Here is a 22,921-nt window from a genome sequence, read left to right on the forward strand (position 1 = left end):
CATAACTATTTTTTAATAGAATTCATGTTTTAAAAACATATATTGCATCATCACCAAATTTGAATTTAATGATATATACTAATTCCCTATAATTTATATAGATTTCTTATTATACTTTTTCATTCCAATCTATCTTTGGATAGCTGTCATTTTCTTCAATAAGTAATTCTGATAAATTTACAGATGCCAATTGGCTGTTAAATGCTTTAATTCCTAAATCAATAGTATCAATCACTTTTTTCTTACTTTGTTTAGTATGTTCATCATCATTAAAAACATGTTCAGCTAAATCTGATACATCAAAAGTGATTATATCCGTTTCAATTGCATTATATACATCATATAATGTTATTTGTTTTAACGACTTTTTTAATTGAAACCCGCCATCTTTACTAGCATTGGATGTAATTAATTCTGCTAAAACCAGTTTTCTTAGAATTTTCTTTAAATAAGAATCTGATACCTGCAAAATAGTACTCATTACATTACTTTTTACTGTTTGATTATCTTTTTGCAACCCTAGCATCAAAAGAACGTATATACCTTGTTCAAAACTTTTACTTATTTTCACAGCAAAACTCCATTCTTATCTTGTCAATTTAGTAATTAATTCATTAGCTACATCTTCTACACGAACAGGCTTTAATTTTTTAGAAAATACTCCTAAACATTTAAAAATAGGAACCATCTTTGCTAATGCGTCATTTCTATCTTTACCATAAACGACTGTAGGCTCTACATACTCCACTCTTTTTTTGCTTGATTGAAGCATCTTGATTATATCAGCTTTAATATCTGTAAAACTTTTAGGTCCTAAAACACCACCAATAAAGCCCATTTTATCAACATTATAGTTTTTAGCAATATTAAGCATTACTTCTGCTGGTTGTTTATTAATTTTGATAAGTTCCTTACTATCTTTTTCTGGACGACCTATAAAATCTATAATACATGCAATATCTTTAGGTAATACACTTGCTACAGAATCATAATCAGTTACATCAGCACATAAATTATGTATTCTTTTGTCCTTTAATTTATTATTACCTGTTCTCGAAATAATATAAAATTCTGCACTTGAATCTTTTTCTAACCACTGTCTTGTTACCTCTCTACCAATATATCCATTTCCCCCAAGTAGTACTATATTTTTCATGAAACATCTCTCCGATCTTTAGATTTATATTATCTATAGATATTATAAATCCATAGATATAAAATATCAATGGATTTATAATAAAAAATAACAAAACCTCTTTGAAATTTTTCTATTAGCTTAATTAATATTAAATCATTTCCTCTATATTAATAATTCTGTCTGCTAAGTCTTCATAAAAAGAAGCTTCATGAGAAACTAATACTACAGTTCCTTCATATGATACTAAAGCTTCTTTTAATGCTTCTTTAGAAGCTAAATCCATATGATTTGTTATTTCATCTAAAATCAAAAGATTGCATAAGGTAAGTGTAAGACGACAAAGTTTAACCTTAGACTGCTCTCCCCCACTTAAGCTTTTTATACTCTGCAAAGCTGTTTCACTTTTTACTCCACACTGTGAAAGGTGTTTTCTAATTTCATTTTGGGTCATTTTAGGAAACTCATCTGAAATAATTTCTATAGGATTCATTCCATCATTTTGCCATTTCAGATCCTGTTCATAATATCCTGGTTTTATATTCTCACCAAATTTAACTTTTCCAGCTAAACTTTTAATTTCACCAACAATGGTTTTTAAAAGAGTAGATTTTCCTATGCCATTAAATCCTGTTATAACAACTTTCTCTTTATTTTTTATACTAAAATTCATTTTAGGAAGAATTGCATATCTGTATCCAACTTCTAAGTTTTTAACGCTAAGAGCAATATTTGGAGTTGCCTCAGCATATTTAAATTTTATTACTGGCTTTAATGTTCTAAAGGATGGTGCATCAATTCTTTCAATTTTATCAAGCTGTTTCTGACGTCCTTTTGCCATTTTGGCTGTTGATGCTCTTACTTTATTCTTAGCAATATATTTTTCTAGCTTTTCTATTTCTCTTTGCTGCTCACTATATCTTCTTACATAATCCTCCTGTAATCTTTCTTTCTGCTTAAGAAATGTACAGTATCCACCATTATATTTTCTTATATCTTTATGGTCAATATCACATATACATGTTGTTATTTTATCCAAAAAGTCAAAATCATGAGATACTATTATAAAGGCTCCTTTAAAATCTTTTAAATATTCTGAAAGCCATTTAATATGCTCTTTATCTAAAAAATTAGTAGGCTCATCAAGTAATAATATATCTGGGCTTTGCAGTAGAAGTTTTGCCAGTATTACTTTTGCTCTTTGACCTCCACTTAATTTGTTTAGCTGACTATCATAACCAATTGCATCTATTCCAAGTCCAGTTGCTACTTTCCTTATAGAACTATCTATACTATAAAACTCCTTTTCTTCAAGGATTTCTTGATATAGTGCTGCTTTTTTCATAATATTTTCATTTATATTGCATGCCATTTCTTCATATGATTTATTTAATTTTTCTTCAATTTTATACAATTCATTAAATGCAGTCTTTAAATAATCATATACGCTGTAATCTTCAATTATTTCTGCATACTGATCCAAAATTCCTATATTTATATTAGGCTGCCACTTTATTTCTCCTTCATCTGGAATTGCTGTACCACAAATGATTTTAAGTAACGTACTTTTACCAGCACCATTTACTCCAACAATCCCCATATGCTCACCCTTATATAATTCAAATCCTGCATTACTGTATAGTTTCTTATCTCCATAAGTGTGTGATAAATTTTTTACTTCTAATAAACTCATTTTTCTTTCCTCCTATAATACAAAACAATATATTCTGCTTTCAGGTTTGGAATCTTTTGCACATTTTGAAATTCATATATTTAAGCATCATATAACTTATAAAGCATTAATATATAATTTTATAAAAAACAAAAAAGCAGAAGACTCAAAGTTTACAGCCTTCTGCTTAAGTGATAGCCCAAATTTTGCATTTGGATACTAGAACTTACTACTACATATGTATATAAGTAGTGAGTTTCATTTTAACACTATTATATGCTAAAATAAACAAAAGCTGAAAGCAGAGATACATTGCTTTCAGCTTTTAATAATATAATCATAAATCAATAAAAATTTCTACAACAAATAAAACATAGTAATATCCTATATTTTTAAAGTTATATACAATTTTTAATTCCTCAAAAGAGGATGATTTATGATTACGCTCCTCACAATGCATCTATCACTAACATTGATTGGAGCTACTGCCGAAGTCTTTGTCATTATAACTTTATTAGTATACATATAAATCACCCTCTTTCTTGTATTATTTATTTTATAATATACCTATCTTCTTTTTTTGTCAAACTTTAGAAATTAAAAAAGTGTCATTTTTATCACTCCATGATATTTTACTCACTATATAAAAAAATATAAATTCATATATTTTTCAATTTATATTTAATATTTAAATAATTTTGCTTTTTTATGAAATTCTATAATTTTTAACTTTTTATGATTTTCTTTAAAATCAAAACTTTTTTAAGTTTACTGCTATAATGGCTTTTAAAAATTAATTTTAAATATATAATCATTTTTATCTAAATCTATAAATTTTCTTCAATCTTTCTAACATTTCAAAAACTACAGGACACACACTTGCAGACTCAATAATACTAAGCAAGCTAAATAATCTTTCAGGTTTATTTGTAAAGGGATATTCTCTGCATCCTTCTGGTTTACAGTTTTCAATTTTACAAGTCCCATCTTTTTCATTTAAGAAACAGCATATTTTATCTTTTGATTCATAACCGTTGCCAGTAATTTTTATATATTTATTTATAACTTCATCTTTAGTTATTTTAAGTTCTTTAGCAACTGAATTTATATCACTTTCTTCAAATGTCATTACATATTCTCTGCAACAATTTCTGCATTTATTACAGTCATAATTTTTGAATAATTCATTATGAAGTTCTAAAAACTGCTCATCCAATTCATCTTCATCTGCATGTATTTTTAAATATGTTCTAAATCTATGGTTTTCTTTCTCAACCTTTTTAAATTCATCTTTTATCCTAGATGGTTCTATCATAACTTTTCTCCTTGATTTTTAATAAATAATATTATCAATACTATTAAAACATATTTTCATCAAAAAAACACTATTTGTGAGTACTGCACTAATTATACAAAAATAAATCGTCCTATTCTTCCATTATCATCTTGAAACGGTTGCATACATCCAACCAATAAATATATACAATAAATTACAGTTTAATAATTCCATATATGGTATAATATATTCAAAATATTTTTTAAACTAAATAACTAAATTATGAGGTGTTTTATGAAAAAAAGGTTAGCTACTTTACTACTAGCATTTATGTGTATTATCATATTAACAAGCTGCCAGCAAACAAAAGCCACTAAATTAACTTATAAACCATTTTCTGATGATGAACAATATTTACTAAGCTTAACTGACAATAAAATATTGATGTATGACTTAAAAAATCTTCCAACTGACAATAAGTATACTCTTACACTTACATATGAAGTATATAAAGATTCTAAAAAAATTAAAGATGAAATTATAACACAAGCTTATTATGATGGCTCTTCAAAGAAAGATACAAAAACTGAAACCATTGGAATAAATATTACTTCTGATAAAATACGCTGTATTACAGCTACTGATTCCGCATTCTATACTAACAAGCTTGATATTGATGAGGATTTATCTAAGTGTTCACAAGCATTGTTATCTAATGATGTAGATTTGCAGCCTGAGAAAGACGTCTATCTTTTCTATGCTACAACTTCAACACCCATTCAAGATAGTCTTACAGATGGAACGCCTGTAGATGAGAATAAGATAAATGAGATTGTCAAAGATAATGAACTTCATGCTTTTATTAAATTGAAGTTTGAAAAAAATTAATATCCTAATATAAACAACACAAGGCAGATAAGATTTTTATTCATAATCTTATCTGCCTTATAAAATCCACTTTCTTTTCATAACTCATATTATACTTCTTTTAAAGTACATTCAAAATCAAATTCAATTGCATTAGAACCTTTAAATAAATTTCTAATTTCAATATTCAGTTTATATATTATCTTTTTTACAAAATCACAATTTTTTAAATTTTTCTTATTTTCTTTAAAACTCAAACTTTATTCATTTTTATTAAAAATTTTACTTTTTATAAAATAACTTAAAAATCACTTTACTGTGTTTTTCCATAATGCATATTCATCTTAAGCCCATTTATATCTTCCATTGGATTTTCTAAAATACAGCCAAAACCATTTTCTAAACCTAAAATTCCATTAATAGCTAAACACAGCGCATCTAGTACATCATCAATCTTCTTTCTAGATTTCACATCATTTAGAAATTTACTAACAACCTTGTCTGTGTCTTCATAGTATCTAGACAATATATCTATTCTCCTATTTTGTCCTTCAATTTTAGTTTTGTTTTCTAAAATAGGCTTTTCATTATTTAATTTAGCAAAACACACTTCTGGATGCCCTTCAAGAAGTCTATTCTTCCACTTAGGATTTTTATTTAAAAATTCATCAACTTCTCTTATTTTAGAGCATACATTATATGATTGCTTGCTTAAGCCTACACCTAAAATGCTTCTATTTTTATTACATGCTTCTTCATAACTGTCTGAATATACAGCTTCTCTACATGGGACATTAAAAATACTTGAACTCTTTCCTTTTAAATATCTTCTAGCTGTACTTTCTGGTCTTACTTCATTAGTATTTTCCACAAGACCAATAGGCATATCTATAATCATACTGTCAGAATTACTATACCTTTCACAAATTTCATCTATTGTATTAAATTTATCTACTTCAAATGAATTTTCATTTAAAGCAACTGCCACCCATTTTCCTTTACATCCATCTATTCCAACACTTAAATATTTATTTAAATTATCCATTTACTACACCTCAGTCGTTTGGATTATCTTTTGATAGATTTTTAATTTTTCTATAAATTCTTCATTTTTTAGATTTTTCTTATTTTATTAAAAATCTAATTCTTTTTCATTTTTATAAAAAACTTAACTTTGTTATACTTTTAATAAAATATATCTAATACTTACTTCTGTTTTATTTTATCATAAATTTCACCAATAAATAAAAGGCAGATAAAATTCTTAAAATTATATCTGCCATAAAATTTTGATTAATTAATGCCACTTTTCAAGTAATTATATTGTCATAAAATAAAAGGAACCAAATACCGAATTCTTGCACAAAATAGTCATAATCTTAATGCTATTATTTAACAAGGATTGTATTTTGCTCTATGAATAGTATTGGCAATAATTCAGTATAGTATTCTCTATTCTCATAGAATACATTATATTTTCAAAAGAAGAGAACCTGTTAAAAGCAAGCTATCCTATAATACTTTAACATCTTCTGCTAAATGTTCGTATTCTTTTCTGATTCTTTCTCTAAATTTCTCTGGTGTATTATCTGTTATTATTTGTTTACCTGGTATAAGTCCCAATTGATTTACCAAAAATTTATTTAATGCTAGATTATACGTACTATCACCAACAACAGCATAGCTAGCTGGAAGACCCCACCAATACTCTGCATAAAAATCGCCAAATTGCTCTAAATATGAATAATAATTTTTTTCTTCAGATTGAATGAACTTTTGCGCTATTTCACTATCTATCTTAGCAAACTGTACTACTTCATTTAAAAACCTGCTTGTCTCCTTTGCCCCTATTGGTAATACTGGTACATGAAGATATGACTGATTATACTTTTTTTCTAATAACTTAGCTATTTTTACTCCCATCCATGGGGATATTACTAAGTTAAATTGTGCATTAGGTATCTTTTTCCATTCACTGACACCTGCACTTTCATTTCCAAATAAAATATTTACTTTAAAACCTGCACCTTCTAGTATTCTTTTAATTTCTCCTAAGTCACCACGCCAAAATGTATTTTGATATGGCAATTCACTCCACACATTAATTAACCCTTTCTCTTTAACATCTTTATTCTCTGCAAACTTATCTACATATTGATTTATAATTGATTCAACTATAATCTCATGTCCAATAAAATTATTTCCTTTAAATCCACCTGTTTCTGCATAAACTATATGAATATCTTGTTTTTGAAACTCTCCAACTACAGAACCAATATCATCACCAACAATTTCACCTATACATCCATTTAAAACTACAAATAATTCAGCATCTAATATGCGCAAAGATGATTTAATAAGTTCACGTAACCTGTTTTCTCCTCCAAAAATAACTTCTCTTTCTCCTGCATTTACACTTGGTGTAACTGAACCTCCTGCATATCCGCCACCTTGAAACCCATTATAAAAAGCTAAACTTGTATATTGTTTATCAACACATCCTGGCCCACAATGAGTTATAGGCATGGCATCTGGTATTGCTACCACACTATGTAATGCCCCAAGTGCACAGCCATATCGAACTTGATTTATAGAATTTGTTTGACCATTTACACATAAATTTTCTGACATAATAAAAATTCCTCCTCCAAATACTTATTCCAAATAACTTTCTATTAATTCAGGCTGTTTAGCAAAAATATATGGATCTTTTTGATCCAGCCACCATTTTTTATATGGAAGTTTTACGTGATCTTTTATATCATCATGAAATTTTTTATGTGATAAAATCTCTAATATGGTTTCTCCTAAATTAATAATTCCCTCATATCCAATTGCAATATGCTCATCTCCAAGAGGTGCTGCTGGTATACCTATTTTAGAAGCTAAAGGAGCTAATCCATTATGTCTTATTAACATAAAATCAGGTTTTGTCTCCTTAAGAAAAGCATAAAGCTGATATTGTTGTCTGTTACTTACGTTAAAATATTTCACATCACCATAATGTTCAATTAAATGTCCTAATGAATCTTCCCTTATATCTCCGCTATCATATACAGGATCATGATGAAATACCATAGTTCCATCTACTTCTACCTCAAGTTCTCTTAACACTTGAACTAATCCATGTGCATATGCTGAACCTGTTGCAACATATCCTCTTGTACCTTTTAACTTTTTCTTCAATTCTTCAATTTTAGGTTTGACTCTTTTATGTTCTTTTTCTATATACTTTTCAGCCAGTTCGCTTCTATTTGTAACTCTTCCAATCTCTCGTATCCATTCATCTGTTCCATGAAAACCATATGGCATTGGAGCCTTTACTTCTGGCACTCCAAATTCCTGTTCCAGTGCAGCAGCCATGTAAGATGATAATGTATAGCAAAAGCCAACTGTTGCAGCAGCTTCAGATAAAATTTCTAAGTCTTTAACCGATGCTAAATCAACAACATAATTTACCCTTAAATCCAGTTCCTTTAACATTGGTGTAAAAACATCAGATCCCCATAAATTTATAACATTAACTAAGTCCTCCTGCTTTTTAGGATTTTTCTTAACTATTTTTCTTAAAATTCCATGTTGCGTAGCATCAAATCCAGTGCTCCAATGTTTTGATCTAAATCCTTCACATTGAAGCGGAATAATTGGTATACCATATTCTTTTTCCTTCATATTAGCCACACTTTCAATATCTTCTCCTATAATTCCTGTTGCACATGAAGTTCCTATAAAAATTGCTTCTGGTTTAAATCTTTCATAAGCATCATCAATAGATTGCTTTAATTTATTTAATGCCCCAAACACCATATCATCTTCTTGTAAATTTGTATTTATTATTCTAATATTTTCAACTGGATGATTTCGCATGGCTAATCCATTTCTATATATTGAATTATATGGTACCTGGCCAGCACCACATCCAATAGGAGCATGCTGTATTAAAACCGCATTTCTTACGTTTCCTGCTTGACATTCTACCATTTGTTCACTACACACTGACCCTTGTGTAAATGGGCCTTTAGCCTCACAAAGCCTGCATCCTTTATTTTTGCCACATCCATCGCCCCTTCTTTCATATGAAGACTTCTCTGATAATTCCGAAGCACTTCCAGTCCATGCTATTATAGTTCCAAGTCGTTGCTCTCTGCTTTGAACTTCAGAAAGATTCAAATTTATTTTTTTAGCCATTTCTATCTCTCCTATACTAATTAATTTTATATTAATATTATTTATCAATATATTTTTACTGAAAAAGAAATAGCCTCCAGTTTTCTAGTCGACCATTTAAATCAAATCCTGTTAAATGCATATACTTTTTATGCTGCCAATAACTATTGTTTTCATGAGCTTTTCACCACCTTTCAAAACTATCTAAATCTTATCTTTTCATTTTTATCAATTTGGATAAGGACTCCATCCTGTATTTTTAATGTTAAAAAACCATATTTAAGATTTGATATTAAATCTTGTATTAATGTAATTTCGTCAGTTTTTAAAATTCTCTCATTCTTTAATACTTTAATTTCATTATTAACCATCTTTCTTTCCTCCAATCCTCATAATTAATGTTTATCACTTAAATAATGCAAAAGGGGATGATCTTATATTGTTAGATATAAAATCATCCTCTAGATTTCTAGTCAGATATAATCTTTCTTATTTAATTCTTTTATTATTCAGTAATCCTATTTCAATATTTAAAACTATCTTAATAAAAATTATTCTATTATTTGATCTTTAAAACTTTTTTACTTTTCCATATTACACTTCATTAACTCTTCTATATAAAAAAACTGCCTCCGCTAAAAGCTAACAGAGGCAGATAAATATCCACGATTCCACTCCGATTATTATACGAATAAGTACAACATCTCATTTATGCTGTAACAGGCATACCTGCTAAGACTACTATTACTTCACCTTAGATGCTCCCGGATGCACTTCCATTAATCTCTATTTAGAATTCCTTTCAGCTTGTTTAAGAATTCCTCTCTGAAAACTTTAACTAATGTACTCTTTCCATTCAACGCATTACTTTAATTCCTATCTTTTTAATATGATTTACTTTAGTATATTTTCTTTTTTATTTCTTGTCAATATATTCCTTGATAAAATTTTGAAATTATATCATTTTATTCTGAGATTCTTATGATTATATATTTTTTTAGGATTTTATTAATTTGATTACGTAAATATTTCAACTAAAAATTTTAATAAAAGAGGTTGCACTCAAAACAGTTTGATTCAACAGAAAGTATTGGACAAACAATTTTGCAAAAACCTCTTTCAAAGAATTTAATGCAATACTACTCATAATCAGAACCCAAATCTTGCGGATTCAAATCCGAATGTTTGAAATTCGGATCTTATCTTTTGTAGCAAAGCTAGCATAATCAGAGAGCCCAAATTTTGCATTTAGTGCGAATCATTTGCTAAGCGAGAAACATGAGAGCTTCATTTTCGTTATTTCACTCTAAACCCAGTACTATCTTCATTTATAGTGTATTTAAATAAACTTTTAATATCATGAAATATCCTTATCATTTTTCATGTTAAAGACTTCATCTTTATCAATTTGCAATTCCTCACATGCTCTATAAAAATCGCAACCATTCTCATCCATATACTTTGCAACATAACTATTGATATCAATTTGAGCATTTTTTAAATCCATATTATTTTCCCCCTAAATATTTTATTCATACTTCAAATCTACTAGTCATTTGTTATATATCTATATTATTAAAACGTTTTTAATAATATTCTTACTAAAGCAAAGAACTTTAATACTTCATATTTCTACATATAATTAAGATATAAAAATAACTAAGAAAAACTTTTATTGTTTTTCTTAGTTCATTTTGTCTAGTGTTATACAAATAACACTTATCTTACTAACATAATATATCTTTACATTTTGGAAGAATCACCAAGTATAGTTACTTTAACTGATTTACTTCCCCAATTATAGCATTCAGAAAGACTATTAAAATAGACATCTATCTTATTTCCTTTAACTGAACCGCCAGTATCTGCCGCAACAGCATATCCATATCCTTCGATATACACCATAGTTCCAAGTGGTATTATACTTGGATCCACAGATATTGTACTAATTCCATCTGGATCTCTTTCGCAGCTCATTCCAGATGATGTTCTTCCACCTCCAGTATAAGCTGTAGCTGAACATATTATTTCTTTATTATTTACAGTCACATTTGATGCCACTTGATGTGCTGGAACAAATGTAGCATCTCCTTCAGTGTCATAACTAGAAGATATGTTAGTAGTTGATGCTTGTACACTTATTAATGCATCATTTCCTCCAATAAGTGCAATTGAGTTAATTATTGCATAAGCTGCAACAATCTTTAATGTCATTACTTTCGCCTTTGTAATGTCAGAGAAAACTTTCCTCTTAAAATCTTTTGAATTTTTCAGCATTATTTTTTCTCCTTTGGCTAGTATTTAATTGTAAAATATACACATTATTAATTTATAAACAATTATGTTTTATATTTTACAATACTTTTCCTCCTTTGTAAACGTATTTCTATGAACATATTTTTTTATGACTCATTAATTAATAAAATTATTCACTTCTAAAATCCCCATTCAACCTGGATTTTTTCAATTAATCATAAATATATTTTTTAATAATATTAATACATTCTATTAATGAATACATATATTAAAATAATCATATTTTTACTATGTGTGTATTTTGAAAGGAGATAAAAATTGGTTAAAGTATATAATATTTCAATGAAAACTCCTATAGGAACTCAAAGTGGAAAACTTACTTTTGTAATAAATGAAAATTCTTTAAGTGGTACCATAATTGGCAATAATATTAGAAGCAGTTTTAATAATGGAAAAATATCAAATAATAATTTTGAGTTTTCAGGAACAATAAATAAAGGATTTCTTTATATATCATATTATGCTAAAGGAACTTTAAATAAAGATATAATTACTGGAACTGTAAAAACAAAGTATGGGACTTTTTTACTTGAAGGAAATATAATTAAGTAAAAAGATTATTCTTACTTAACTATATAAATAAAAAATAGCTCAAGGTAAACTTGAGCTATTTTTTATTTATTAAAGTTAATACATACTCTGGATCATGGTTAGATTGAATCATCATAGACTCTGTAGAATTTATTAATATATTAGATTTTACACTCTCCATAGCTTCATATGCCATATTAGTATCTCTTATTCTTGATTCAGAAGCCGATACATTTTCTGATGTATTATCTACTGATTTTAGTGAGTGCTGTAATCTATTTTGAACTGAACCTAGATCGACTCTTCTAGTTGATACATCATTTATGGCTTTTGATAAAGAACTTAAAGCTTTTTGTGCATCATCTTGAGTTTTTACATTTAACTTATCAATTCCTAACGAATCACAAGCTATGCTTTCTATTGGTTTAAAAGAAATTATAAAGCCTGGGTTTTCTCCAACTTGTATATCAAGTCTTTCTCCAGTAGTTCCATAACTTCCATCTAATACTTTTTTACCATTATACTCAGTATCTTTTGCTATTCTATCAATTTCTTGTTTTAGTTGTTGTACTTCTTTATCTGCTAAATTCCTGTCATCATCTGTTAAAATTCCATTTGAGGTCTGTATTGCTAAAGATGTCATTCTATGAAGAATGTCATGTACCTCTGTTGTAGCACCTTCAATAGTTTGCACTAATGCAATTCCATCTTGAGTATTGACGCTTCCTTGGTCTAACCCCCTAATTTGACTTCTCATTTTTTCTGATATTCCTAGTCCAGCCGCATCATCAGCAGCATAATTTATTCTCGATCCAGACGTTAACTTTCTGACTGCTTTAACATTATCTAAATTATTTTTATTTAGCGTCCTACATCCAGATAGAGATGCCATATTATTTTTTATTCTCAATTTAACCACATCCTTGTTATAAATCTTACCTTTATTATTTCTCGTATAAGTTAATAAAAACTTTATAAATGTTTTTAGGATATCATATTATGTTTTACAATATGATATCCTAGCTTATGAAAATAAATATATTCAATTAATTATCCTATTGAATATCCTGTAAACTTAAGTCCCCATATAATACCTATAAATGATAATGGAATTGTACTCATTATCATAAGTGGCTCTCTTAAATGACCAAACTGCATTACAAAAATTAAACAGATAATTACTAGTGCAAGTATTGATGGAGTTATCATTGATGTAAATGTACTTGACTGTTCTTATTTTTCTCCACCTATTTCAAGAGTGTATCTATTCGGAGGCTTGTACACAATGGCCTTCATCAACAGTTATATCTGTTATTGTCCCTGGAATCTCAAAAGACAATTTTACAGTTTTTGTAGACGTAATGTTTCCACTTAAGGAAATAATGTTAGAATGATTACTAGCACCAATTAACTGAGTTGATACTTTTCTTTCAGTTTTCAAAATAACCTCTTCTTCACTTCCGCATCCTGTCAAAAATACACAAGAAATTAGGGATATAATAAATATTTTTTCATTATACAAATCCCCTTTCCTTTCTACATATGTATAATAATTATTCCTTGTATATGAACTTTACAAGTGTATATTTATAATTTATACTGTTACTATAAAGTGTACAAGAGTCATTTTTTTGATTTTTGTATATAAAACTACAGAATAAGCTTTTTTGTATAAATCCGCTCCAAAATCAGCTTATTTTTTCATCATTATTTTAATATTATTAACTTTTTATTAAATTGCAGAGAGGATCTGATAAAATGAAACATACTCACAAGAAAGATGATTTAAGGATTAGGAGAACATACAAATTGCTCTCTGAATCACTTTTAGATTTATTGTCTGAAAACAAATTTGAAGATATTAGCGTCACTGATATTTGTGAAAAAGCTATGATTCATCGTACAACTTTTTATAAACACTTTGAAGATAAATATCAACTTTTAAAGTTTTGTGTTAAAGAATTTCAAATAAATTTTTCCAAAGAAAATAACTTTGATTATAAATTTAACAATTTAACTGATTATTATATCAATACTATGAAAAATATTTTAGAGTTTATAACATCTCCAAAGAATAAATCTCAGTTTGTAGCTTTACTTAAAAACAATCGTAATTCAATACAAACAATATTTCATGAAACAATAGTTGAAGATGTTATTTTAAAATTAGAAGATGTTAAAAAAAACGGAAATGAGTTCTCAGTCCCAATACCTATGATTGCAGAATTCTATGCAGGAGCAATAATTTCTGTAATAAGATGGTGGTTTGAAAGTGATATGACAATATCTGTAGAAGACTTAATAAGATATTCTACTTTTCTATCTCAAAAAAATCTTTTTATTAACAACTAGCTATATAAGTTATAATTATTACTACAAAATTTTATTGTAATAATAATTATAACTTATTAACTTATTGCATATTCTAGCAAATCAATAGCCTCATCTTTAGATAAATTTTTAGCAATAGATATTTCCTCAATAACTATTTTTTTTGATCGGTAAAGAAACTGTCCTTCTGTGGAATTTAATTCATGTTTAATCTTCAATTTTGTAAGTATATATATAACCTCTAAATAATTCTCAATTGTTCCTATTTTCATTTTTTCAATAAACTTTTCTTTTCTATCTTTATAATTGTAATCAGCAAATTCTGAAAAGTTAGCCAGCCTATTTGAAATATCCATTAAAATGTAGTCTATAGTATCGGTATCACTTATAAGTCTCACATGAAAATTTTCTACTTTATCTAATGGTAAAACAATTTTCATTGGATTATTTATGAGATGAAATTCATAGTAACTTTTTGTTTCTCCGTTAATTTCTTTTTCCTCTATACAATCAATTATTCCTACACCATGTTGTGGATAGAATACTACATCACCAATTTGAAACATATAAACACCTCACTAATAAAATTTTTTTCAATATTTAGTATCATCAATTTTTATAATTTTATTCCTTTTAGAATTATATTTACCTAAAATACATATAAAAATTATGATCTTTTCATATTAAAATAATTCAATATTTTTAATTCTGTTATTAGTTTAATGAGTATATATATGAAAATTCTATATTTCAAATTTATATTTTCATTCATCATATTTAAGATAAATCCAATAATGCATCACAACAAATAGCTCTTCTAAATCGTTAATATCATAATGCCTTTCCATCCCCCATACCTATTTTGTAAATTTGCATTTCTAATTATATTTTTTGCAGTATTCTTTACCTTTTTAAGTGATATGCATAATTTTTTATTCTTTTTATAAATTTAAAATTGTTAATATGCAAAAAAGAGTAGAATAGACTTCATAAATATTGAAATCTTATTCTACTCAACTTTAAAACTTTTATATAATTAACTAGACTTGTGCAGTAAATAGGAAAAATTTAAGCTACTAGTCCTAATTTGGCAATAGTAGACTGTAAATCAATCCCGTTATCTGCACATTCATGTGCAAAAGAAACTATTTTTACCAAATAGTTGTTTCGGAAGTGTAATATTACATCTCCAATATTTTTAAATTTATATAATTTTTCACATTTGACTCTGAAAATCTCAAGAAAAGTATACGTTAAAAATATCATGCTCCAATATCTATGTATTGATTTTAAAGATTGAATTTGAAATTCATCAAAACCAAGAGCTGTTTTATGATATCTATAACTTACTTCAATATCCCAACGCTTTTCGTAATATGAAATTATGGTTTTATTATCGAGTGAAACATCCGTACTTATAATGAATGCTGGATTATCAGATAAATCGTTTTTAGTCCAGCTTATAAGTACAACTACATTCTCAATATCATTAAGTTTTCCTTCATATCTATAAACATAGTACTTGTTATTACTAGCGGTAACTAAGCTAGTCTCATTAGTCCTAATGTATGAAGAAAACTTTTTGACATTTGTTTTAATGCCAGCCGGATATATTACTCTGTTAGATTTTATTCTCCCTATAGTGTGACAACCATTTATTAAACCGTGAAGCAAAATTTTTGCTGAAGTATACCATGAATCAACTAGTAAATAATTGTTTTTAGTTACAGGAGTGAATTCATTAATCAGTTCCATCGCAAGTTCATTTTTATCTAGAAATTTTTTAGATAGTTTTTTACTCGATTCCTTTCGGTGATATTGTCTAAAATCTAAAGGTATAGAATAATCATTAATCTTATAATGCGATGTAACTAAGCAGTGTGACCATTTAGGTTTATTGCCATCAGCATGTGAATTGTGAAAATCTAAGCCTTCAATTTTTTTAGTTGAAGTATTTTTCTTAGTTAAGGTATCATCAATGATTAGGAATCCAACATCACTATCTTCACAAGTGTTGGAAATTTCAGATATTGCATGAAATATGCGTTCTTGCGTAACATATTCATGATTCCATGAATATGAACTTAGGAACCTTGAACCAGTACTTCGATCTCTATTGCATGTAATTTTATTATGAACAGATGAAATAGTTTTGCTTCCTTCTGTTACAATAATTCCAGATACTATATTTACCATATGATTCTTTATCGCAGAAGAATATGGCAGATTTAACTCTGAAATATAGTTGATAATTGTTTCATTTTGGTTTAATATTGTTGTCAGCATATAAATCTCCTTAGATTTGGTTTCGCAACAATAAATCTAGCATGTTTGAGGTTTATATGCTACTTTTTTATTTAAAATTATACTGGTAAAATGTCAATAAAAATCCAATGGTAAATTTTCTCAAATTGATGCACAAGTCAAGTAATTAATAATTTTTTCTCCATATTGATGGGCTAAACATTATAAGCATTGGATAAATTTCTAATCTTCCTGCCAGCATACAAAAAGATAAAACAATTTTACTTAAAGGAGAAAACTCCGAAAAGTTTCCAATCGGTCCAACCATTTCAAGACCTGGTCCTATATTACTTATTGTTGCAATAACAGATGTTGATGTTGTTACCAGATCAAATCCATCTAAAGCTACAATAAACATTGCAATAAGGCTTATTATTATATATCCGCCTAAAAATAGAAAAACACCATGTATTGTATCTTCATCTATAACTTTTCCGTCCATCTTTACACTTTTTACTCTTTTAGGATGAAGTATTTTATCGATTTCTCTTTTAATTGCTTTAAATATTATTACTATTCTAACTGTTTTTATTCCACCACCAGTAGAACCTGCCATGGCACCTGCAAACATAAGCATAATCAGTATCATCTTACTTAATGTAGGCCATAAATTAAAATCTGCAGTAGCATATCCCGTTGTTGTTATAATAGATGCTACTTGAAATGATGAATCTCTAATAGATTTTGATATATCTCCTCCATTAAAATCAATAATATTTATGGCTATTAAAACTATTGATACCAATACCATAAGAATATAATATCTTAATTCTTCAGACTTTAATACATCTTTTTTATTCCCTTTAATCATTTGAAAATATAGTGCAAAATTAACACCAAAAAGTATCATAAAAATTGTAATAATCCATTCAACTGCTGGATTATTAAAAGCCGCTACACTTGCATTCATATTAGAAAATCCACCAGTACCTGCTGTTCCAACTGCATGAAGTGCTGAATCAAACCATGAAAGTCCAGCTATCTTTAAAAGAACTGTTTCGATCATAGTTAATATAAAATATATTACATATAATATTTTAGCGGTATCCTTTATTCTAGGAACTATTTTTCCTGGATTTGGTCCTGGACTCTCAGCCTTCAATAAGTGAATTGAATTATTTCCAAGTGAAGGTATAAGCGCAAGTATAAATATTAAAAATCCCATTCCACCTATCCAATGTGTAAAACTTCTCCAAAATAAAATTCCGTTTGGAAGTGATTGTACTTCTGTTAAAATTGTTGCACCAGTTGTTGTAAATCCTGATACTGTTTCAAAAATAGCATCTACAATTGAAGGAATGCTACCACTAAAAACAAATGGCAGTGCGCCAACAAATGAAATAGTAATCCATGTGAGTCCTACTGTTAAGAATCCTTCTCTCGCATACATTTCATTTTTTGTAGTCCTAACTTTACATAATGCTATTGCTATTGGAGACATGAGTAATATAGTAAATATAAATGATTTTACTTCAGCTTCCTTATAATAAAGTGAAATTACTATAGGTATTATTAATAATCCAAGTTCATATTTCAAAACATTTCCTATAATTTTCATGACCATTTTATAGTTCATTTTATTTCATACCTCCAGAAAAAATCCCGCTAAGACTTAATAAGTTTGCGTTTTGAGTGACTACTATAACCCTATCGTCAGGATTTAGATGATCATCTCCTGTTGGTATTATTATTTTATTATCTCTAACTATTGTTGCTATTAAACTATTTTCAATAAAACACATATCCTTTAATTTAACATCTATGTACTTAGTGTTATTACTAACTATAAATTCTATTGCTTCAGCTTTTTCATTACATATTTTATATACATTTTCAATAGGACATGTTTTCTTATTTTTTAAAGTTCTAACGTATCTTATTATTTTCCCTGCCGTAACACTTTTAGGACTTATTGTAGAATTTATTCCTACTGTTTGTGCTATTTCAGTATAATTATCTCTTGTTATTTTAGTTATTATATTTTTAACATCATTTTTAGATGCAAAAAGCGATGCTATTAAGTTATCTTCATCTCTTCCCGTAAGTGCAATAAACGCATCACTATCTGTAAGATTTTCTGACAATAATAAATCTTGATCCATTCCATCCCCATTTATTATAATTGAATCTGGAAGAAGTTCTGTAAGTTCTTCACACTTTTTCAAATCTGATTCTATTATCTTACTATGAACTCCTACTTCACTTATAATCTTTGCAAGGTAATAACTAATTTTTCCTCCACCTATTATCATGGCACTTTTTACACGCTTTTTATATTTCCCAAGTCTTTTGAAAAACTCTTGTATATCATTATGTTCCCCTATTACATACACTCTATCATCATTATGGAAAATATAATCTCCTCTTGGAATTAAGAACTTTCCATCACGTTCCACTCCACAAAATATTAAATTTCCTCTTATAAAATCTATCTCACTAATCTTTTTATTAATTAGTCCGCTACTTTCAGAAACATTAAATCCAACCATATTAACTCTATTGTTTGCAAAATTATCTATACTGCTTACTGATGGATATTTTATTAGTTTTGCAATTTCTGTAGCTGCTGCTTTCTCAGGATTAATAACTAAGTCTATTCCAACTGCCTCAGTTAAAAGTGTTATTTCCTCATCATATCCTGGATTTCTCACCCTTGCTACAGTATATTTTGCGCCTAATTTTTTTCCTGAAAGTGAACAAAGCATATTAAGCTCATCACTATTTGTAACAGAAATTAAAAGATCTGCTTCTCTAATTCCAGCCTCGTAAAGTACTTTTAAACTTGTACAGTTTCCTTTAATGCACATTACATCTAAATTATTATTTATTCTTTCTAGTGCCTGAATCTTATCATCAATAATTGTTACATCATCATTACCTTGTGACAAATACTTAGCTATATTATAGCCTACCTTACCCGCACCTACGATTATAATATTCATTTTCTATCTCCTTATTAAAAATCAACTTAATTATTTTTAAATTACAATTATACATTATACAACAAATTCTCTTAAAGTTAATACTATATTCTTTAAAATGTCTACAGTTTTCTACTTTTTATTAGATAATTAAAAATTCCTTTAATTTATTATTCCACTGTTTATATAGAATTATAACTATTTAACAAATCTATTTAATTTTTAACTCAGTAGATTTTATTTCTATATTAGCATATGATATAAAAAGTAATATTTTCAAGGTACAAAATGAGATACATTTTAAACAAAAAAGATTGCAAATTTCTAGGGAAAGGTAAAGAGGGTGAAGTTTATCTTACACCTGAAGGATACGCTTTAAAGATTTTTTATAAAAAGAAGAAAGCTAAAGAAGAAGTAAAATTATTAGAAATAGCATCAAAAAGTAGATTTTTCCCAAACGTGATTTTCATTGCTCAAAATATGATTTTAAGAGAATATATAGAAGGTATAAATTTAAAAGAATATATAGATTTAAATGGACTAAGCTATAATCTTTCTTGTGAAATTATAGATTTAGTTGAAAATTTTAAAAGTATGAAATTCACAAGAATAAATATACGAAATGCTCATATTTTTGTAGATAACCATGAAAAAATACACGTTATTGATCCAAGAAAAGTTTTTTCCAAAAACACACCTTATCCAAAAGATATAGTTAAAATTCTTGTAAAAAGTAATGTTTTTGATGATTTTGTAAAATATCTTTTAGATTATAAGCCTGAACTTATTAATTACTGGATTGCAGCTTATGACTATTATGTCTATAATTCAAAGAAAACATTACGTATTGATATGTATGCATGAAAATAATAAAAGCAGGTGACATTTCCTGCTTTTATTATCTTTAAAAATATATTTTTTTGTTGTCTCTTGTAAACGTAATAACTTCTAACACTTCATCTCAAGAATAATTTATTAACTAATCTTATCAATATTAAATAATTAAATTTTACATAAATAAAAGCTGACTTATTACCAGCTTTTTAATCATTTAAATTATATGTAATTATAACTGTTTAGACAAATCTTTTAATAATGCCACAGTTGAATTCAATTCTTCAAGTGATGCCGAAATTTGTTCAAGTGCCGCTGATTGGTTTTGAGAAACAGCATTAGTCTTGTCCAAATTATCATTAATGCTTTGTATAGATGTAGATATATCTTTTATTATTGTATCAATCTTATCAATAGATTCTTTTGAAGTATTAGAAAGTTTTCTTATTTCTTTCGCTACAACTGAGAATCCCTTACCATATTCCCCTGCTCTAGCAGCTTCAATTGATGCATTTAGTCCTAATAAATTTGTCTGACTTGAAATTCCTTGTATAATGCCTACAATTTGATCTGTATCTTTTGCATTATTGTTAGCTTCTATTGTTTCTTGAAGTAATTGGTTATTCATTATTGCTAAATCTTGTACGCCTGTATTTACCTCTCTTATACCTACTGATATTTGTGAAAGTGATTCAGTTAAATTGTCTATAATGCTAATCAACTGATTCTTTTTATTCATATTATCTATATTTTTATCAGCTATGTTTTCCATTCTAATTAGCTCCCCCTTTGTTTACCTTAAAATATTAATACAAGTAAATTATATCATTAATATCGTTTTTTGAATATTGTTTTTTGCCTATATATTCATAAATTTCTTTATCTTATTATATAATTATGACTTCTCTAATTATGATGTTTTATTTCCTAATAACATAAAAATTGTTATAATAATTTTCATAAAACAAAATGAGGTGGTTTTGTGATTTTTTCTAATTTAAAACTAAATAAAAATGAACCGATATATATTCAAATAAAAAATCATGTTATAGATAGCATAAATAAAGGTGATTTAAAAAAAGATAGTAAACTTCCTTCAACAAGAGAAGTATCTAAATTTTTAAGTATAAGCAGAAATTCAGTTATTGCAGCTTATGAAGAACTTGAAAGTGAAAATATTATTGCCACAAAACGTGGTATTGGAACCTTTGTGCTAGCTGAAGGTAGAAATAATAGTCATGAATACTTTATAGATTATTCTAAATCTTTTAACAAGTATGCTTATTCCTTAAAGCATCTAGACATAATAAAAAGTGAACTTCCATATAAAAAAAACATGATTTCATTTAAATCTATTGCACCTGATAGCAGTTTATTTAATTTAGATGATTTTAAAAGATGCTTTTTAGATGCATTTGCTTATGAAGGCCCTAATCTTTTAAATTACGGATATGCTAAGGGTTACAAGCCTCTTATTGATTATCTGTTCTCTTATATGGAAGATAAAGGAGTAAATTCTATAAATAAAGACATATTAATTACAAATGGATTTACAGAAGCTCTTCATATGATACTAAGCTCCTTAACAAGTACAAATGATATTATAGTATGTGAAAAACCAACACATAATACTGCACTTAAAATAATGAAAAGTCTTGGTCTTGAAATAATTCAAGTTGAATTAGATGCAGAAGGTATGAATTTAAAACAACTTGAGAATACATTAGAAAATAATAATGTAAAATTTGGCTATTTAATTCCTTCATACAATAATCCAACCGGTATCGTTACTAAAGTTAAGAGAAGAAAGGAAATTTACAACCTATTTAGAAAATACTCTGTTCCAATAATTGAAGATGGTTTTAATGAAGAACTTCTTTATTCTAGTTCTCCTATTGAACCAATTGCTTCACTTTCTGGAGAAGGAAACGGTGTTGTATATATTGGCAGTTTATCAAAAATTCTTTTTCCTGGACTTAGAATTGGATGGATACACGGTGATGCTCAATTAATTGAAACTTTGGAAAGCGTGAAACGTGGTATAAATATTCATTCATCCTTTCTAGATCAAAGTACATTTTATTATTACTTAAAAAATGGTTCTTTTAATAAACACATTAAAAATGTGAGAAAATATTATAAAGATAAATATAACTTAGTTATGGAAATGATCGAAAAACATATTCCTTATGAATCTGTTTTGGGTGAAGGTGGCCTTCATGTTTTCATTAAATTAAAAAATAATCTAAATGCAAGAGAACTTTTGGAACTTTGTTATAATGATAATGTTCTATTTATGCCTGGAGATATTTTTTATAAAGACTTTTATGACACTAATGGCTTAAGCATAGATGGTATTAATACTTTTAGAATAGGCTTTGGAAAAGTATCAGATGAAGATATAATTACAGGTATAAAAATTATTAGCAAAAATATACGCATCTTGGAGAATAATCTCACTAAATCTAGTGATAATAAATAAAAGAATTTTTAACTATAAAGTTCTTTTTAGAACCACTATTTTTATGAAATGAAAAATTAGTGGTTCTTTATACTTATTGTAGAAT

Annotated in this window: 23 protein-coding genes, 1 pseudogene and 1 other annotated feature; of the genes and pseudogenes, 5 read left to right on the forward strand and 19 right to left on the reverse strand. The window is 27.4% G+C overall.

Annotated features, from left to right (window positions below; all coding sequences use genetic code 11):
• Positions 1-109: 109 nt before the first annotated feature.
• The 4 genes from BN2920_RS13445 to BN2920_RS13460 all read right to left on the reverse strand — a co-directional run bounded on the left by BN2920_RS13445 (position 110) and on the right by BN2920_RS13460 (position 4,122).
• Positions 110-571 (reverse strand): RrF2 family transcriptional regulator, encoded by a 462-nt coding sequence (locus BN2920_RS13445; protein ID WP_058295508.1) that lies wholly within the window; start codon positions 569-571, stop codon positions 110-112.
• A gap of 15 nt (positions 572-586) precedes the next feature.
• Positions 587-1,156 carry an NAD-dependent epimerase/dehydratase family protein gene (locus BN2920_RS13450; RefSeq protein ID WP_058295509.1) on the reverse strand — a complete coding sequence of 190 codons (570 nt, stop codon included), beginning with the start codon at positions 1,154-1,156 and terminating at the stop codon, positions 587-589.
• Between the two features lie 130 nt (positions 1,157-1,286).
• Positions 1,287-2,828, reverse strand: coding sequence for an ABC-F family ATP-binding cassette domain-containing protein (locus tag BN2920_RS13455; RefSeq protein WP_058295510.1), 1,542 nt, complete (start codon positions 2,826-2,828; stop codon positions 1,287-1,289).
• Positions 2,829-3,624: 796 nt separating this feature from the next.
• Entirely contained in the window at positions 3,625-4,122 is a 498-nt protein-coding gene (locus BN2920_RS13460) for a YkgJ family cysteine cluster protein (protein ID WP_058295511.1), read from the reverse strand.
• 255 nt (positions 4,123-4,377) lie between these two features.
• Here BN2920_RS13460 and BN2920_RS13465 point away from each other — a divergent pair, with 255 nt between their 5' ends.
• Entirely contained in the window at positions 4,378-4,971 is a 594-nt protein-coding gene (locus BN2920_RS13465) for a hypothetical protein (RefSeq protein ID WP_058295512.1), read from the forward strand.
• 89 nt (positions 4,972-5,060) lie between these two features.
• Here the strand turns inward: BN2920_RS13465 and BN2920_RS21795 are convergent, their stop codons facing one another.
• From BN2920_RS21795 to BN2920_RS13485, 7 genes and pseudogenes are all read right to left on the reverse strand, one after another.
• A complete protein-coding gene (locus BN2920_RS21795; protein WP_159116456.1) occupies positions 5,061-5,207 on the reverse strand; it encodes a hypothetical protein in 147 nt (48 codons plus the stop codon).
• A gap of 56 nt (positions 5,208-5,263) precedes the next feature.
• Complete coding sequence (locus BN2920_RS13470) at positions 5,264-5,995, reverse strand: DUF429 domain-containing protein (protein WP_058295513.1); 732 nt, start codon at positions 5,993-5,995, stop codon at positions 5,264-5,266.
• 479 nt (positions 5,996-6,474) lie between these two features.
• Positions 6,475-7,581 (reverse strand): annotated as a pseudogene (locus BN2920_RS13475) (nitrogenase component 1); the annotation flags it as partial.
• 24 nt (positions 7,582-7,605) lie between these two features.
• A complete protein-coding gene (locus tag BN2920_RS13480; protein WP_058295514.1) occupies positions 7,606-9,138 on the reverse strand; it encodes a nitrogenase component 1 in 1,533 nt (510 codons plus the stop codon).
• Positions 9,139-9,317: 179 nt separating this feature from the next.
• Complete coding sequence (locus BN2920_RS21060; protein ID WP_083498795.1) at positions 9,318-9,488, reverse strand: YezD family protein; 171 nt, start codon at positions 9,486-9,488, stop codon at positions 9,318-9,320.
• A 273-nt stretch (positions 9,489-9,761) separates the two neighbouring features.
• Positions 9,762-9,986, reverse strand: a binding site (T-box leader).
• Between the two features lie 488 nt (positions 9,987-10,474).
• The gene (locus BN2920_RS21800) at positions 10,475-10,624 is read right to left on the reverse strand and encodes a hypothetical protein (protein WP_172437810.1); all 150 of its coding nucleotides are present in this window, start codon (positions 10,622-10,624) and stop codon (positions 10,475-10,477) included.
• 236 nt (positions 10,625-10,860) lie between these two features.
• Positions 10,861-11,394 (reverse strand): 3D domain-containing protein, encoded by a 534-nt coding sequence (locus BN2920_RS13485; RefSeq protein ID WP_058295515.1) that lies wholly within the window; start codon positions 11,392-11,394, stop codon positions 10,861-10,863.
• A gap of 297 nt (positions 11,395-11,691) precedes the next feature.
• On the opposite strand from BN2920_RS13485, the gene BN2920_RS13490 reads away from it, so the two are divergent.
• Entirely contained in the window at positions 11,692-11,985 is a 294-nt protein-coding gene (locus BN2920_RS13490; protein ID WP_058295516.1) for a hypothetical protein, read from the forward strand.
• Between the two features lie 55 nt (positions 11,986-12,040).
• On the opposite strand, the gene BN2920_RS13495 is transcribed toward BN2920_RS13490, so the two are convergent.
• From BN2920_RS13495 to BN2920_RS13500, 3 genes are all read right to left on the reverse strand, one after another.
• Positions 12,041-12,874: a flagellin N-terminal helical domain-containing protein gene (locus BN2920_RS13495; protein WP_058295517.1), complete on the reverse strand. Its 834-nt coding sequence runs from the start codon at positions 12,872-12,874 to the stop codon at positions 12,041-12,043.
• Between the two features lie 140 nt (positions 12,875-13,014).
• Entirely contained in the window at positions 13,015-13,173 is a 159-nt protein-coding gene (locus tag BN2920_RS21445; protein ID WP_141443134.1) for an efflux RND transporter permease subunit, read from the reverse strand.
• Positions 13,174-13,228: 55 nt separating this feature from the next.
• Positions 13,229-13,486 carry an efflux RND transporter periplasmic adaptor subunit gene (locus BN2920_RS13500; RefSeq protein ID WP_058295518.1) on the reverse strand — a complete coding sequence of 86 codons (258 nt, stop codon included), beginning with the start codon at positions 13,484-13,486 and terminating at the stop codon, positions 13,229-13,231.
• Positions 13,487-13,722: 236 nt separating this feature from the next.
• Here BN2920_RS13500 and BN2920_RS13505 point away from each other — a divergent pair, with 236 nt between their 5' ends.
• Positions 13,723-14,316, forward strand: a complete 594-nt coding sequence (locus tag BN2920_RS13505) for a TetR/AcrR family transcriptional regulator C-terminal domain-containing protein (RefSeq protein ID WP_083498797.1) — start codon at positions 13,723-13,725, stop codon at positions 14,314-14,316.
• A 56-nt stretch (positions 14,317-14,372) separates the two neighbouring features.
• Here BN2920_RS13505 and BN2920_RS13510 read toward each other — a convergent pair whose 3' ends face one another.
• From BN2920_RS13510 to trkA, 4 genes are all read right to left on the reverse strand, one after another.
• Complete coding sequence (locus tag BN2920_RS13510) at positions 14,373-14,861, reverse strand: CarD family transcriptional regulator (RefSeq protein WP_058295520.1); 489 nt, start codon at positions 14,859-14,861, stop codon at positions 14,373-14,375.
• Positions 14,862-15,363: 502 nt separating this feature from the next.
• The gene (locus BN2920_RS13515) at positions 15,364-16,581 is read right to left on the reverse strand and encodes an IS701 family transposase (protein WP_058294124.1); all 1,218 of its coding nucleotides are present in this window, start codon (positions 16,579-16,581) and stop codon (positions 15,364-15,366) included.
• A 145-nt stretch (positions 16,582-16,726) separates the two neighbouring features.
• Entirely contained in the window at positions 16,727-18,175 is a 1,449-nt protein-coding gene (locus tag BN2920_RS13520; RefSeq protein ID WP_058295521.1) for a TrkH family potassium uptake protein, read from the reverse strand.
• A gap of 1 nt (position 18,176) precedes the next feature.
• Complete coding sequence (gene trkA / locus BN2920_RS13525) at positions 18,177-19,541, reverse strand: Trk system potassium transporter TrkA (RefSeq protein ID WP_058295522.1); 1,365 nt, start codon at positions 19,539-19,541, stop codon at positions 18,177-18,179.
• Positions 19,542-19,808: 267 nt separating this feature from the next.
• On the opposite strand from trkA, the gene BN2920_RS13530 reads away from it, so the two are divergent.
• Positions 19,809-20,384, forward strand: coding sequence for a hypothetical protein (locus BN2920_RS13530; RefSeq protein WP_058295523.1), 576 nt, complete (start codon positions 19,809-19,811; stop codon positions 20,382-20,384).
• A gap of 202 nt (positions 20,385-20,586) precedes the next feature.
• Here BN2920_RS13530 and BN2920_RS13535 read toward each other — a convergent pair whose 3' ends face one another.
• Complete coding sequence (locus BN2920_RS13535; protein WP_058295524.1) at positions 20,587-21,126, reverse strand: methyl-accepting chemotaxis protein; 540 nt, start codon at positions 21,124-21,126, stop codon at positions 20,587-20,589.
• Between the two features lie 210 nt (positions 21,127-21,336).
• Here BN2920_RS13535 and pdxR point away from each other — a divergent pair, with 210 nt between their 5' ends.
• Entirely contained in the window at positions 21,337-22,836 is a 1,500-nt protein-coding gene (pdxR, locus tag BN2920_RS13540) for a MocR-like pyridoxine biosynthesis transcription factor PdxR (protein WP_058295525.1), read from the forward strand.
• The last annotated feature ends 85 nt before the right edge of the window (positions 22,837-22,921 follow it).

Source organism: Clostridium neonatale, assembly GCF_001458595.1.
GTDB lineage: Bacteria > Bacillota > Clostridia > Clostridiales > Clostridiaceae > Clostridium > Clostridium neonatale.